Genomic DNA, 14,214 nt, shown 5'->3' with positions numbered 1-14,214 from the left:
CCGCACGCCCAGCCGTCCGTCAACGGCCACTCCGTGCGAAAGGGCGGACCGAGGCCGGCCACGACCACCGTGCAACATCCCTTTTCGGCGGCAGCGGCTCCGCCTACGCGTGACGACCGCCGGCACAGACCTCGCAGGACGGCGGTGACGAGGTCTGGGAGACGTAGCGGCATTGTCGCGAGCGGCCTCGCGGGCCTTACGAACAAGGGAATAGGGGCGGGCGCCGGCCGAACGTCTCGCCGGTCGCGAGGACCCTGCCGCCGTCATGACGTGCGGAAATCAAGGTCCCGGACGCCGCGCGCAACCAGGCACGGTTCGGCTCCCGGGGTCACGGCGAGGACCGGCGTGGGGCCGCTCGTCGGTGGTCAAGACATCGTCGCCGTAGAGATCCTGTATCCAGTTGGCCTGGTAGACGGTGTCCAGATAGCGCTCGCCGAGGTCCGGGGCGATGGCCACCGCGGTGAGGCGTTGCGTGTCCCGTTGGGCCAGCCAGTCGATCGCCCCGCTGACCACGGTTCCTGTGGAGCCCCCGAAGAGGAAGCCGTGACTCGCCAGACGATGGCAGGTTCGAATGGTGTCGGCCTCTTCGACCTGTATCGCCTCATCCACGTACGACGTGTCCAGCAGGGGCGGTCGCATGCTCATGCCCAGGCCGGGGAGCATCCGTCGGCCAGGCGTGCCGCCGAAGGTCACCGAGCCGACGGTATCGACCGCAACGATCCGCACGGGGCGGTGCCAGTGCCTGAACCAGCGGGCACAGCCCATGAGCGTTCCGGTGGTGCCCGCCCCGACGAACAGGACGTCGAGGTGAGGGAACCAGCGCGCGATCGCCGGCGCGGTCCGGTGGTAGTGCGCCTTCCAGTTATGTGCGTTGGTGTACTGGCTCAGCCAGACATACCGCTCGTCCCGAGCGCATCGCCTACGGACGTAGTCGAGACGAGCACCGAGGAAACCGCCGTCCGGGCTGGGCTCGGTGACGACGTGGACCTGGGTGCCGAGCGCCTCCATCAACAACCGGGTCGACAGGTTGCAGCGCGAGTCTGTCACACACAGGAACCGGTAGCCCTTGCTGGCCGCAATCACGCTCAGAGCCACACCCATGTTGCCCGACGAGGACTCCACCAGGACCGAGTCGGGCGTCATGACCCCTGCCCGTTCCGCGGCCTCGACCATCTCCGTGGCCGGCTTCAGTTTGATGGAGCCGGCGAAATTGAAGCCCTCGCATTTCAGGAACAGCGGATGCTCGAAGATGGGTTCCAGGTCGACATAAAGGTCCTCCTCGTTGAAGCTATAGGGGTCGGATATGACTGGCACGATGGCCTCCGTGGGTTGAAGGGCGGCTCGGTGCCCGATGGTGCCGTCGGCCGCTCATCCGTAGCGGTTCAACTGGTGGAAGAAGTCGTCGACGACGTGCAGCTCTCCGGAATCGGCGACCTGGTCATAGACGTACTTGCCGAGGGCCAGGTCGAGTGCCCCCAGGCCGAAAGGTGAGAAGACCACGGGTCGGTCCGGTGGCGGTGTGATGCGCCCGGCCATGACGTCTCCCAGTGTGCCGTCGATGAACTGGCGGTTGCCGGTGAGCTGTTCGGTCAGGTGCGGTGATGTATCGGCTTGCAGGCAGTGTTCTATGTCGTCGACGATGTTCGCCGACGCGAGGAGAACCGTGGGTGCCAGGTCGCGCAGTGATACGTGAAGCACGAGTGGACCGTGCGCGAACCATGCCGGGTCGTGGATGTGGGGACGGGTGGCGACCGTGGCGAAGACCACCAGGTCGCTGAGGCGAATCACCTGCTCGGCGTTGGTGTGCACGGTGATCGGCCCCGCGGCCCCGGATTGCTCCAGGCAGCAACGGAAGGCTGTCGCGTTGTCGTGCGACAGGTCGAACACACCGACGTTGTCGAACGACCAGCCGGTGCCGACCAGAAACGTGTGAATGTATCGGGCGATCAGGCCCGTCCCGATGAAACCGAGATGTGTGGGGCGCGGCCGGTGCCGACTGAGCCAGTCGGCCGCCAGGGCGGTCGACGCGGCCGTTCGGGAAGCGCTGATGATCGAGCTTTCGAGGCATGCGAACGGGTAGCCGGTGTCGTGGTCGTTGAGTATCAGCACCGCCGAGGCTCGTGGGATGCCGTCCGTCACGTTCTGAGGAATGCCGGAGATCCACTTCAGGCCGTCCACCCGTGTCTCGCCACCGAGCGACGCGGGCAGCGTGGTGATCCGGGAGGACGGAAGATCGTGAAAACGCAGGAAATGGGAGGGCGGGTTCACCGAGTCTCCCTCCGCGTGCAGCTGATAGGCGGCTTCCACCAGCTCCACGATGTGCTGTTCGCGGCCCTGCAACACACGCTGCACCTGCGCGCCGGAGATGACGGCAATGCCAGGCACACGCGGCGTCCCGGACGGTGTCAAGCGGGTGGCGGAGGAATAGGCGACGGTCATGAAGTGATCACCTCCACAGTCGGCGAGCAGTTGGCCAGTTGCACCGGGTCGGCCAGGGCGGCAACGACGTGGCGCTGTCCCTCGTAGGCTTCTCTGCTGTGCGCGGTGCGCACGTTGTGGAGTGCAACGAGTACGCGCCGTCGCCATAGGATTGCCGTGGCGAATGCTTCCGTTTCGGCCATCAGGCCGGTGGCCAGCCGTCTGAAGACCGTGGCGGTCTCGGTCCGGTCCCGCAGCCCGAGCCCGCGGACCAGGAGCGCGCCGTGATCGGTGACGAGGGTCCGCAGCGTGTCCCGGTGTTCGGCCGCCCAACGGAGCGGATCGTCAGTCGGGCCGCTCGTCAGGATCGGAATGCGGTCGAGCCGCAGGTCCGGCTCCGGCGGTCGTGAGGTGGATGAGGACGACATCTCGCATCGCCTCCGGTTGCGGTTCACGGAACGGTCGGGGATGACGCGACTCGGGCGCCGAGCAGGCGGGCCAGGCCGGCGAGGACCGGATGCCGGGTGAGGTCTTTGGTGATCCCGCCCCCGGTGAGAACAGGCCGCCGGAAGTCCTGGTCATCGGGCTGGAACACACGGCGGCTGGGTCCGACGTGCAGCCGCTCCCGAGCGTGGTGTGGTCGGACTTGAACGCGCCGTCCTCCTGCGCATGGCACTGGATGACACTTCCCGAGTTCAGCGTGCATGCGTCGCCGATGACTGCCATCGTCCGCTCGATCAGGATGAAATACGCCGGGGTGAAGACGAGAACGAGCACGTCGGCCAGCGCAAGAGCAGGGGCGCCGAGTGGGGCATATGCCATCGGCAAGGAATCCGCACCCAGGTCGTCGAAGAAGCGGCTGTCGACCGGCACCTCCTCGACGCGTACGACCTCGGCCGGCACGTGCGCGAGGGCGTGCTCCATATCGGGGTGCGCGCCGCCGTGCCCTTCGCACGACAGCGGGACTTGCCGGAGATCGGGCACGAGAGATTCAGCCGGCTCATCCCCACGCTTTCCCCGGGTGGGCGGGGGCGGTCCCGCGTCCGCAGGTGCTTCCAGGACAGCGGGTAGGCCCCCTGCCCGGCCGTCATGGGTAGCGCTTCCGGCGGCGCTCGACGTGAGCCTCGGCTCTGAGGTCATGATGTATATACGGACCACGTACATGAACGTATTGGGCAATTGAAGCTTTATCTCGCATCATGGACATCTATCTCGTCGGCACTGGTATCGCCCATCCAGAAGGGCGCCACGCCGCCCGCGCCCGAGGCGTGGGAGCGTCAGCCCTTCAGGGCCCTGCAGGGCTATGTCCGAGGCTGGAAGTGGGCCATGGCGAGGACGGTGCCGTCCGAGGACATCAGACGGGCGCCGGAGAGGGCGGAGGGGTCGACGAGGGCCGGCCCACCGTAGTAGCCGTACCCGTCGTGCAGGGTGAAGCTGCCCAGGTCGACGGTGCTCCCGTCGGCGTGCTCCAGCAGGCAGGAGACCTTGCCGTTGTACGGGACTCCGGCATCGGCGAGATTGACGGACATGTAGACCCAGCCAGGGTTCCCGGGGTGGGCGTACACCTCGCCGGTCGGCTCACCGATGGTCCCGGCCGAAGTGAGCCGAGCGATGAGCATGCCGCTCACGGACTCGACGGGTTGCGAAGGCGTGGCCGTGACGTCCTGCATGGCCGTGCCGACGGCCCAGCCGCCGAACCCGAAGGCGATGGCGATTGCGGCCGCGGCGGACGCGACCCGAAGCCGGGCACGGCCGCGGAGGCCCGCGTGCGTGATACCGGACCCGCGCGCGTGCGGGCGCCTCTCGTGCGCTGATACGCCCTGCGTCAGCGCTTGTGCCACTCGGGTCTCGAATCCGATGGGGGGCTCGCTGCCCGGCAGCAGCCCGATCAGCCCGTCACCGACGAGGGTCAGGTGCCCGATGTGCTCGCGGCAGCCCGCACACCGGTCCAGATGCGCGACCGCCTCGGCCCGCTCGCGGCCGGGCAGTACGCCCAGAGCCAGCTCGGCGCCGATTTCCCGCAGCTTCTCGCAGGTCACATCACTGGACATGGTCGCCTCGAGGCTTAGATGTGAGCGTGGTCCGTAGCTTCGCCATCGCCGTCCTGATGCGCGTCTTGGCGGTGCCCAGCGGGATCTTCTCCCAGTCGGCGATCTGCTGGGCGGTCATCCCGTAGATGCCTGCCATCACCAGGGCACGGCCCTGTTCACGCGGCAGTTGCGCCACCGCGGCCCGCAGCCGCGACGACGCCTCATCGGCCAGCGCATGCTGCTCGGGGGTCTCGGTGATCACGCCGAGGAGCGCCTCGAGATCTTCGGGGGCCACCGGCTCCGGCGGCCGTGAACGCAAGGCGTCGATGGCAAGGTTGTGTGCGATGGTCGTCAGCCAGGTCGTCACCGAACCGCGGCGCGAGTCATAGATCTGCGCATGACGCCACGCACGCTCGAACGTCTGCTGGGCGATGTCCTCGGCCAGCTGCGGATCCCCGGTGACGGCGACGGCCACACCGAAGACCGTGTGCTGGAACCTCCGTACGAAAGTGACGGCGATCTCCGGGTCACCGGTGCCCAGCCCGGACAGCAGAGCCTCGTCCGGGAGGCGGCCCACCGGCAACCGCAACCTCTGCATACTCCTAGGTACGGTCCGGCTCCGCCAGGAGATTGCCCAGCCCCTGCGGAAGGTCACGTGCCCATTCTCCTCCGCGATTCCCCGGGCCGGGGTACTGAGCCTGCGTGGCCCACTTCACCGCGACCTGAAGCGATCGGACAGGGGCTGGGCCGGCACCCGAGGGCGGCGGCGTTTCAGCAGGTCAGCGAACTCCGGCGGCGCTTGGTACCGGCAGGAGACCCCGTCCGCCCGGCCCGGCCGCAGCGGGTGCGTGTGGGTCACCGCAGCCCCTCATGACGCCCTGTCCTAGCGACCGTCGACGATGTCCAGGACGGACATCATGCCCTTGTCCTCGTGGTTGAGGAGGTGGCAGTGCAGCACGGTCCGCCCGGTGAAGTCCGCGAAGCGGATCCGCAGGACGAGCTGCTGTCCGCGAAGGATGTTGACCGTCTCGTGCCAGGCGTAGGCGGGGTCCACGGCCTTCCCGTTCAGGGACATCACCTGGAACTGGTTGGTGTGGACGTGGAAGGAGTGGTCCTCCTGCGTGTCGTTGCGAACCGTCCACTCCTCGACGGTGTTGAGCCGGGAGACGAAGTCGACGCGGTTCGGGTCGTACAGCTTGCCGTTGATGTAGAACCTGTCGGGGTCGTTCTTCTCCGTGTACACCATCGTCTTGCGGCCCGCGATTTTTGCGCTGGTGAGGTCGACGAGGGGTCCGAAGATTGACGGGATGCGGGCCGGGACCGTGGGGGGACCGCCGGTGACGACCGTCGCCAGGTTCACCTGCGGGAAGCTGTTGCCGGCCGGTCCGGTGTAGAACGGCTGCGTCTCCAACTGGGCGGTCCCCGCCGGGCCGCCCTGCACCAGCACGTCGTACCGGGCGGCGGCCGAGATGATCAACGTGTCCGCGGAGTAGACGCGGTGGACCGGATAGCCGTCCTGGGCGATCACATGAAGGGTGCTGCCCTTGAGATGCAGCTTGTAGTAGATGTTGGCGCCGATGTTGGCGAGCCGCCAGAGCTGCGTCTCTCCCGGGCGGATGTGGATCACGGGATTCTGCTGGCCGTTGACCGTGCGGTTGGTCTTCGCCTGGATGGACAGCGGATTGATCTTGATCGCGTCGCCCTGGATCTGGTCGTCCTTGAGAGCGATCACGTGCTCGGTGACGTTGCGCAGGGACGGCGGCAGGTATTTCCGCAGACCGTCGACGATGATGAGGCCCGACTCGCCACCGGCCACCTGAGCGGCCGAGTACATGTCGATGTGCGAGTGGTACCAGTACGTGCCCGGCGTGATGTCCCGCGGCAGCTGGTACGAGTAGTGGTAGGTCGTACCGGGCTTGATCGAGATGAAGATGTCGTCGGCGGGCTGACGCGGCGAGACGTGCAGCCCGTGGGTGTGCAGATTGGTGTCTGTTGTGACGCCCTGCCACTTCGCCCCGACGCGGTTCACCAGGGCCAGCTCGACACGGTCGCCCGGCTGGACGCGGAGCGTGGGCGGCATGTAGCGGCCGTTGTAGGTCAGTGCCCACAGCCGGCGGTCGCCCACCCACACCTTGCGCCGCTCCACCACGACGGTGGTCCGCAGCACCCCGTGGTCGCTCACCACCTCCGGGGGATCCTGGAGCTCGGCGCCCCTGGCCGGCTGCCCCGACGGCGACGCGCCGGACGCTGCCCGCTCGGGCTGCGGCTCGTCACAGCCGGACAGCCAGGTCACGGCAAGTGCCAGACAGACGAGGAACCCGGTCACCTTGGACAGTGAGCGCATGACCGCCTCTCCAGGAGTGGGGTGCCGTGCTCGGGGAGGCCGAGGCCCAGATGAGCCGGACACGACGAACGTCGTCCGTGTTCATGCGGGGCGGGTCGTGGCCCCGGCATGTGGTTTCGGACCGTCAACCAGAGAGAATAGTGGCACATTTCGTGCTTTATGACGTGGCGCGCGTGAGGCTCCGCCGTGTGGGCGTGACATGTCACCGAGGGTCCGCACTCGAATGACCGCACTTCCAGGGGAGCGGAGCGCTCAGAGGTCCCGCTCCTCGTCGTTGCCGGTCGGACGCCCGCCGGTGGGTGTGAGGCGTGGCGGTCATGCAGACCGTGAGACGGACGGGGTCAGTCGCCTGCCGCCCCGGGGCGCTGACGCCGGGGCGGGTGTCTTCCTGGTGAGCGCGTGTGCCTGTCGCGAACCTCAAGAGGTGGTGATCAGCCCGGCCGCCGGAGACGGCTGATCTTGCAGGGGTCGACCGGTGCCCCGGACCGTGACGATCCGGATGACACCGCCGCGAAGGGCGGGGACTGCCGCGGGATGCCCGGGGACCGTCCTCGTCCGGCCGGATTCGCCAGGCGGTCTGAACGCGCCCTGAAAGGGCGACGTAAGGACCCGATCCCCGTCGGCTCTAACGCCGGTGGAAGGGGTATCGCCCGCACGCGGCGTCGAAGAGGTACGGGCGGCGTGTCTTGTCCCAGGCGCCGATCAGATCAGCGCCGAAGGCGGCGTTCCCGAGCTGCTGGAAGGTGTCGTACGCGTCGGGGCGCTGAGCGGGTCCTTCTTGCCTTCCACCAGCAGGCGGAGCGACTTCCGCTGCGCCGCGGAGAAGAGCCGCAGCTCCCGTCTGCGGGCCAGTCGGCGCTCGCGGCGCAGGATCCGTCGCCATCTCCGCTCGGCCTTCTCCGGCAGGCCGTCAGTGTCCGCACACGGCACAGCAGGGCGGTGCCGCCACGGATGGTGAGAAAAAGGACCAATGGTCAGGTCGCCAGTGTGGCGCGTGCGGCCGTGTTCGCAGCAGTCACTGGTCCCTCCCGTCCGGCAGGCGCAGATCGGCCGCGGCCAAGGGCGCCGCAGCTCCAGCGCTCACGCTCCCAGAAGGCGTCATATGTGTCTAATGCCTGATGTTCCTGAAATTCATGCATTCCGGTCATCAGTACGGGGTCAGCCGGGGGGTGCGGTCGCCGTCCGCATCTGGGCCGTGGCGCTCAGAGCCTGGTCGATGAACCCTCGGGGGGCCGGGGGCAGGGTGCGGGAGGCCAGCCAGGCGATGCCGATGTCCCGGGCGCTGTGCACGTCAGTGACCTTGAGGTAGCGGATGAGGATGTCCGGGCCGGTCACGGGGGCGTCGGAGACGTTGGGTGACGCCGGGATCAGGGACACGCCGAGGCCGGCCGCGACCAGGCCCCGCAGGGTCTCGACCTCCTCGCCCTCGAAGCCGACGAGCGGGGTGAAGCCGGCTTGGCGGCACAGGGTCTCGGTGACGCTGCGCAGTCCGTAGCCGGGCTTGAGCACGATGAACGGCTCCTCGGCCACTTCGGCCAGCCGGGCCCGTCGGCGCTGGGCCAGGCGGTGCTGGGCGGGGACGGCGAGCCACAGCGGTTCGACGAGCAACTGGCGCCAGGTGATCAGCGGATGGCCGGGATCCTTGCTGGTGATGATCAGGTCCGCGGTGGCGTCGAGGAGGTGCTGGGCGAGGCCGGTCTCGCCGTCCTGGTGCAGCTCGAAGCGGACCTGGGGGAAGGTCTCACGGAAGCCGGTGACCAGTCTCGGTACCAGCCAGGTGCCCAGGGTGTGCAGGAACGCCAGCGACACCGTGCCCGCGTGGGGGTCGACGACCTCGGCGACGGCTCGCCGGCCGCGGTCGTAGCTGTCGAGCATGGTGTCGACGTACTCCTTGAACACGCGTCCGGCCGGGGTGAGTTGGAGGAGGCGGCCGACGCGCTGGAAGAGTTCCGCGCCGACTTCCTCCTCGAGCCGGTTCAGGGCCCGGGACAGGGCGGGCTGGGTGATGCGCGCCTCGGCCGCCGCGTCGGTCACCGTCACACCCTCGGCCACGGCCTGGAAGGAGCGCAGTACCTGGAGATCCATTCCCTTATTCTCGCATTGCATCGGATGATGCGTTTTCAGGTGCTGAGCGCATGGCTCGTCGTCGGTCGCGGTCGGCGGTCGGGGACCGCGCGGTGACGGCACCGCAGAGCCGGTCGGCGGTGGTGACGGCTTGTTCCCAGTCGGGAATCCGGCGTCCGGGGCGCTTGGGCTCGCGGCGGGCGTGCGCGGCGGCGCGCCGGACCTCGGCGAACTGCTGGTAGGCGGCGCGGCGCAGCGCGTTCCGGTCGGCCGACGAGGCGCCCTGGGCCAGATCCCGGTAGCGGACGGTCGCGGCCAGGGCGGCTTCGGTCTGCGCGTAGGCGCGGTTGACCGGGCCGTGCAGCAGCGCGGCGCACAGCTGGGCGGCGAGCACGCAGACCGCCAGCAGGACGGCGTGGCGTTGCCGGTTCCCGTACCGCGGCGGTGGAGGCCAGGGTAGCCCGGTGCCGGCCGGTCAGGGGCGTGCCGGACCCCGGCGTTGTGGCCGGATCCGCTCGGCGGCGTGGCGTCGGCGGCACGGGCGGACAGGGCGGTCGAGCCTCGGCGGCGCGCGTCGTCGCGTTCGACCGCCGGGCCTGATTCCCGGGACTCCTCGGCGGCCGGATCGTCTGGCCTGCCGACGAGGAGGTGAGCGTCAGGCGGCCTTGATCGGCGGGTAGACGGGCTGCCACATGGCGGCGCGGATACGGTCCTCGATGCGCTCGTCGACCGGCTTGTGGGCGACACCGTCGGCGCCGGCGGCACGGGCGACGGCGACGGCGACGGCAACAGAGGTGTCGCGGAGCTGGTCGACGAGGGGGAGGATGGGCGCCCCCGGGGTGGTGGCGTCGGTCTGCTCGGCGACACTGTGCGCGGCTGCCACCAGCATGCCGTCGGTGACGCGGTTGGCGCCGGCGACGATCGCGCCCAGGCCGAGGCCCGGGAAGACCAGCGCGTTGTTGGCCTGGCCGATCTGGTAGGTGACGTTCTCGTACTCGGCGGCGTCGAAGGGGCTGCCGGTGGCGATCAGGGCGCGCCCGCCGGTCCAGGCCAGCAGGTCGCCGGGGACCGCCTCGGCCAGCCGGGTCGGGTTGGACATGGCCAGGATGATCGGGCGCCGGGCGTGGGCGGCCATGGTGCGGACGATCTCCTCGGTGAAGGCGCCGCCCTGGCCCGAGGTGCCGATGAGGATGGTGGGCTGGGCCTTGTCGACGACCTCGGCCAGCGGGATGCCACCGAGCCGTTCGTCGTGCTGCCAGTCGGCGACCTCGGCCGCGGGGCGGGCGTATCGGATCTGGAAGTCGCGCATGCCGTCCTGGCCCTGGGTGAGCAGGCCGTGGCGGTCGACGGCCCAGATGTGGGCGGTGGCCTGCTGCGGTGTCAGTCCCGCGGCGATGAGCGCGTCGCGGAGCTGGTCGGCGACGCCCACGCCGGCGGTTCCGGCGCCGAAGACGACGATGCGGTGGTCGGTCAGCGGGACGCCGCTCGCCTTGACGCCGGAGAGCACGGCGGCGAGGTTGACGGCGCCGGTGCCCTGGATGTCGTCGTTGAAGGTGAAGGCCTTCTCGCGGTAACGGTCCAGGACGCGGCGGGCGTTGGCCGGGCCGAAGTCCTCCCAGTGCAGCATGGCGTTCGGGAAGAGCTTTGTGGCGGCGGTGACGTAGGCGTCGACGAAGGCGTCGTAGGTCTCGCGGTCGACGCGCTCGTGCCGGTTGCCCAGGTAGAGCGGGTTCTCCAGCAGTTCCGTGCGGTTGGTGCCGACGTCGAGCATCACCGCCAGCGTGCGGCGCGGGTCGATGCCCGCGGCGGCGGTGTAGACGGCGAGTTTGCCGACCGCGATGTCGATGCCGCCCACACCCCAGTCACCGATGCCGAGGATGGCCTCGCCGTCGGTGGCCACGAGGAGGTCCACGTCGTCCGGGCCCAGGCCGGAGGCGCGCAGGGAGCGCTCGATGTCCTCGGGGGCGTCGGCCGACAGGTACACACCGCCGGGGCGGCGGTACTCGTAGCTGTAGCGCTCGATCGCGGTGCCGACGGTCGGGGTGTACACGATCGGCAGCATTTCCCCGAGATGGTCGCCGAGCAGCCGGAAGAACAGCACCTCGTTGCGGTCGTGCAGTGCCGTGAGGTAGACGTTCTTGGCCAAGTCGTTCGGCTGCGCCGCGTACTGCTGGTACGCCCGCTCGGCCTGCTGGTCCTGGGTGAGCACTTGGGGCGGCACCAGACCCACCAGATCCAACTCCCGGCGTTCCTCCCGGGTGAAGGCGGTGCCCCGGTTCAGCCGGGGATTGTTCAGCACGGCACGCCCCCGAGCGGTGGTCTCGATGCGGGTCGCCGCCGGGTTCTGCTGCTTCTTCACGATCGAATCCTGTCGGTCCGGGGAATCGGGGATGCCGACGAGCTTCGACGCCGCTGGAACATGCGTCCAATGCCTGAAGCGCTCAATATCCATAAATCTGACGCATGGAAGCTCCTGAGCAGGAGTTTTTGCGAGTTCGTAACCAAATTGCCGGAGTGAATCGCCGAGGCCGAGGACATGGCTCGCGACGCTGCGCGGCCGCCCGCTGAAGGAGTACCGGCACAAGAACCTGGGCGCGGTGGTTGGCCTCGGCCTGCACAAGGGTGTGGCGGTCCTCTTCGACAAGTTCAAGCTCAGGGGTCGTCCGGCATGGTGGTTCCACCGTCTGTACCACGGGCAGCCGGGTGCCGACGATGAACCGCAAGATACGCGTGTGCGTCGACCGGACGCTCGCGTCCCTCCTCCAGCGCGAAACGGTCGGCCTGATCGAGCTGGAGAGCCCGCGCGACCCGTTCACCGAGGCGGCGACCGCGTTGCCTGCCGACCGTGCCGACGAGGTGGCGAAGGCGCGACGGACCGGATGACCCGCGGTGCCGTCCGGCCTGTCGCCAGGCGGTCGCTGCTCACTCGGTGGCGCCGACGATCTTCAACGGCTGCGATGGCGGCTGCGGAGGTCGAGCCACGTCGTGGCAACGAACCGCGCGACCTGCTCCGGCGCGACGGCAGGGAGGCGGAGATACGCAGGGATCCGGCTCGACCAGCGGTCGCGAACCGACGGCGACCTACCGGCGCGCTGCGGTGCCGGTGTCCCGTTGACGGCTTCACGGGACACCGGCGCGGGTGTCGGCCCCTCACACGTGGGGGCGGTCGCCCTTCTCCTGGCGCGGGAACGTCTGGTCCGCGCCCGGCAGCGTCGGCTTCGGCAGTGTTGCCACCTCTTTCTTCGCCTTCTCCAGTTGCTCCGCCGTGTCGTCGGGCAGACGGGGCGGGCGCGGGCTGGCGTGCGTGAAGCGGAAGGCGGAGGTGAGGTCACCGAACGTCGAACGTCGCCAGTTGCTGACGTTCGGCTCCTCGACGCCGGTGAACTGCTCCAGGAACTGGAGCGCGGAGGTGTGGTCGAAGGCCTCGGAAGCCACCCAACCGCCCACCGTCCACGGCGAGATGACGATGGCCGGGACGCGGAAGCCGCCGCCGATCGGCAAGCCCTGGACGAACTCGTCCGCCGTGCCTGCGGGCGGGGTGGGCGGGGCCACGTGGTCGAACAGGCCGTCGTTCTCGTCGTAGTTGAGGATGAAAGCGGTCTTGCGCCACACCTTCGGGTTCGAGGCGATCGCCTCGATCTTGGAGGCGACGAAGTCGGCTCCGGCCGCCGGCAGGTAGTCCGGGTGCTCCGACTGGTAGCTCGTCGGCATGATCCACGACACCGCCGGCAGTCGGTCGTAGCGGGCGTCGTCCTCGAAGGTGCCCTCCGGCTGGGGGCGCACGCCCCGCTCGTACAGGTCCGTGCCCGGCTGCGCGTTCTTGAACGCCGCGAACTGCTCCAGCATGTTGCAGCCGTAGTCGTCGTCCTGCTGGTACACCTTCCAGCTGATGCCGGCCGCCTGCAGCCGTTCGGCGTACGTCGTCCAGCGGTACGGCGTGGGTGCGACGTTGCTGACGATCGGTCCGCCCCGCGCGCCGCCGGGGTCGATCGTGCCGGTCATCCACATCAGGCGGTTCGGCCATGTCGGGCCGAACACCGAGCAGAAGTAGTTGTCGCAGACGGTGAAGGTCTCGGCGAGCGCGAACTGGAACGGGATGTCCTCGCGTGTGTAATACCCCATGACATAAGGACCGTTGGCGCCGTCGGCCTTGCGGTGGGCCGGCAGCCACTGGTCCATCTTGCCGCCGTTCCATGCCTGGTGCTGCACGGACCAGGCATGGGACGTGGACGGGATGGCCTGCGCGCTCGAGGTGCGGGTGTCGAGGTGGAAGGGCAGGAGGTAGCCCTTCGGGTTCTGCGCATCCGGCTGGTAGAAGACACTGCGGCCGTTGTCGAGCTTCATGGCGTGGGGGTCGGCGAAGCCGCGGACGCCCGGCAGGGTGCCGAAGTAGTGGTCGAACGACCGGTTCTCCTGCATCAGCATGACGACGTGCTCGATGTCGTGCAGCGAGCTGCGTTCCGGCGGCCCGGCGGCGACGGCCTTCCGGACGGTCGGCGGGAGGAGGGAGAAGGCCGCGGCACCGCCCAGTACGCCGGCGGCCGAGCCCAGGAGTCTGCGACGAGTCAACTCGGTCATGATTGCTCCTTCTTGGGGGGAGGGAGGCGCTCTTCGGAGTGACGGTCGGTCCGCCGATCACTCTCCGCCCGGCGCTGCTCGGGCCGTCAGGGGCAAGGGATGAATATGCGGCCAACGTGCGGGAAGCGCTTGGCCAAGCCATGACCGGCGTCATCGGGGCGTTGCCGGGTCGTTGCCCCGGATTGGGGCAGGGAGTCCAGCGCCGACTCGGTCCGCTGACACGACGAGGGGGAGCGACGCCGCGCACCGTGTTCGAGTGGTTGCACGGCTGAACAGGGGGGGCGGAGGAGGGCCGGGTTCCCTGCCGCGGCTACCGTGGCCCCCGTACCCCACCTGACCGTCCCCTGGAGAATCCCTGTGCCCGTACCCCTCGGCGAGGACGTGCTGGCGCTGCTGCGCCGCCCCAGCACCTGCTACATCGCTACCACGATGCCCGACGGCTCGCCCCAGCTCACCCAGACATGGGTCGACACCGACGGCGAGCACGTCCTGATCAACAGCGTCGAGTCGCATCAAAAAACCCGGAACATCGCGCGCGACCCACGGGTGGCCATCGCGGTTGCCGACCCCTCGGACCCCGCCTCCTACGTCCAGATCCGCGGCCGTGTGGTGCGTGTGACCACCGAGGGAGCGGTCGACCACATCGAGGCACTCGCGCAGAAATATCTGGGCGGCCCCTACCCATGGTTCGGCGGCCGCGACCAGGTCCGGGTGATCTATGTGATCCAACCCGAACGGATCAGCAGCCCCCGCGGCTAGCTAGTGATCTCGCCGAGCAGC

General features: G+C 69.0%; 13 protein-coding genes and 1 pseudogene. 3 read left to right on the top strand and 11 right to left on the bottom strand.

Features of this window, described 5'->3' with window-relative positions:
• Nucleotides 1-279 precede the first annotated feature (279 nt).
• The 3 genes from sbnA to AB0L95_RS19655 are packed head-to-tail and all read right to left on the bottom strand — an operon-like array spanning nt 280 to nt 2,873.
• Nucleotides 280-1,314 carry a 2,3-diaminopropionate biosynthesis protein SbnA gene (gene sbnA / locus AB0L95_RS19665; RefSeq protein ID WP_365162939.1) on the bottom strand — a complete coding sequence of 345 codons (1,035 nt, stop codon included), beginning with the start codon at nt 1,312-1,314 and terminating at the stop codon, nt 280-282.
• A gap of 54 nt (nt 1,315-1,368) precedes the next feature.
• Entirely contained in the window at nt 1,369-2,439 is a 1,071-nt protein-coding gene (gene sbnB / locus AB0L95_RS19660; protein WP_365162938.1) for a 2,3-diaminopropionate biosynthesis protein SbnB, read from the bottom strand.
• Nucleotides 2,436-2,873, bottom strand: a complete 438-nt coding sequence (locus AB0L95_RS19655; RefSeq protein WP_365162937.1) for a hypothetical protein — start codon at nt 2,871-2,873, stop codon at nt 2,436-2,438. Before AB0L95_RS19655 ends, sbnB begins: the two co-directional genes overlap by 4 nt.
• Before the next feature lie 214 nt (nt 2,874-3,087).
• Between AB0L95_RS19655 and AB0L95_RS19650 the strand changes: the two genes are divergently transcribed.
• The gene (locus AB0L95_RS19650) at nt 3,088-3,489 is read left to right on the top strand and encodes a hypothetical protein (RefSeq protein WP_365163146.1); all 402 of its coding nucleotides are present in this window, start codon (nt 3,088-3,090) and stop codon (nt 3,487-3,489) included.
• Between the two features lie 230 nt (nt 3,490-3,719).
• On the opposite strand, the gene AB0L95_RS19645 is transcribed toward AB0L95_RS19650, so the two are convergent.
• The 7 genes from AB0L95_RS19645 to AB0L95_RS19615 all read right to left on the bottom strand — a co-directional run bounded on the left by AB0L95_RS19645 (nt 3,720) and on the right by AB0L95_RS19615 (nt 11,215).
• Entirely contained in the window at nt 3,720-4,469 is a 750-nt protein-coding gene (locus AB0L95_RS19645) for a hypothetical protein (RefSeq protein ID WP_365162936.1), read from the bottom strand.
• Entirely contained in the window at nt 4,459-5,046 is a 588-nt protein-coding gene (locus AB0L95_RS19640; protein WP_365162935.1) for a sigma-70 family RNA polymerase sigma factor, read from the bottom strand. Before AB0L95_RS19640 ends, AB0L95_RS19645 begins: the two co-directional genes overlap by 11 nt.
• A 285-nt stretch (nt 5,047-5,331) precedes the next feature.
• Nucleotides 5,332-6,792, bottom strand: coding sequence for a multicopper oxidase family protein (locus tag AB0L95_RS19635; protein ID WP_365162934.1), 1,461 nt, complete (start codon nt 6,790-6,792; stop codon nt 5,332-5,334).
• Nucleotides 6,793-7,494: 702 nt separating this feature from the next.
• Nucleotides 7,495-7,722 carry a hypothetical protein gene (locus tag AB0L95_RS19630; protein WP_365162933.1) on the bottom strand — a complete coding sequence of 76 codons (228 nt, stop codon included), beginning with the start codon at nt 7,720-7,722 and terminating at the stop codon, nt 7,495-7,497.
• 228 nt (nt 7,723-7,950) lie between these two features.
• On the bottom strand, nt 7,951-8,877 hold the full coding sequence (locus AB0L95_RS19625) for a LysR family transcriptional regulator (RefSeq protein ID WP_365162932.1): 927 nt from the start codon (nt 8,875-8,877) through the stop codon (nt 7,951-7,953).
• Nucleotides 8,878-8,881: 4 nt separating this feature from the next.
• Nucleotides 8,882-9,250, bottom strand: coding sequence for a hypothetical protein (locus AB0L95_RS19620; protein WP_365162931.1), 369 nt, complete (start codon nt 9,248-9,250; stop codon nt 8,882-8,884).
• 261 nt (nt 9,251-9,511) lie between these two features.
• The gene (locus tag AB0L95_RS19615; RefSeq protein WP_365162930.1) at nt 9,512-11,215 is read right to left on the bottom strand and encodes an NAD-dependent malic enzyme; all 1,704 of its coding nucleotides are present in this window, start codon (nt 11,213-11,215) and stop codon (nt 9,512-9,514) included.
• 181 nt (nt 11,216-11,396) lie between these two features.
• Between AB0L95_RS19615 and AB0L95_RS19610 the strand changes: the two are divergent.
• A pseudogene (locus AB0L95_RS19610) lies at nt 11,397-11,739 on the top strand (NAD(P)/FAD-dependent oxidoreductase); the annotation flags it as partial.
• Nucleotides 11,740-12,006: 267 nt separating this feature from the next.
• Here the strand turns inward: AB0L95_RS19610 and AB0L95_RS19605 are convergent.
• Nucleotides 12,007-13,434 (bottom strand): alkaline phosphatase family protein, encoded by a 1,428-nt coding sequence (locus tag AB0L95_RS19605; RefSeq protein ID WP_365162929.1) that lies wholly within the window; start codon nt 13,432-13,434, stop codon nt 12,007-12,009.
• Between the two features lie 357 nt (nt 13,435-13,791).
• On the opposite strand from AB0L95_RS19605, the gene AB0L95_RS19600 reads away from it, so the two are divergent.
• Nucleotides 13,792-14,193, top strand: coding sequence for a PPOX class F420-dependent oxidoreductase (locus AB0L95_RS19600; protein WP_365162928.1), 402 nt, complete (start codon nt 13,792-13,794; stop codon nt 14,191-14,193).
• Nucleotides 14,194-14,214: the final 21 nt, after the last annotated feature.

Origin of the sequence: Streptomyces sp. NPDC052036 (assembly GCF_040680495.1) — a bacterium.
Taxonomy (GTDB): Bacteria; Actinomycetota; Actinomycetes; order Streptomycetales; family Streptomycetaceae; genus Streptomyces.
The sequence above is the reverse complement of the archived record's forward strand: the minus strand, read 5'-3'. Positions and strand labels throughout refer to the sequence as shown.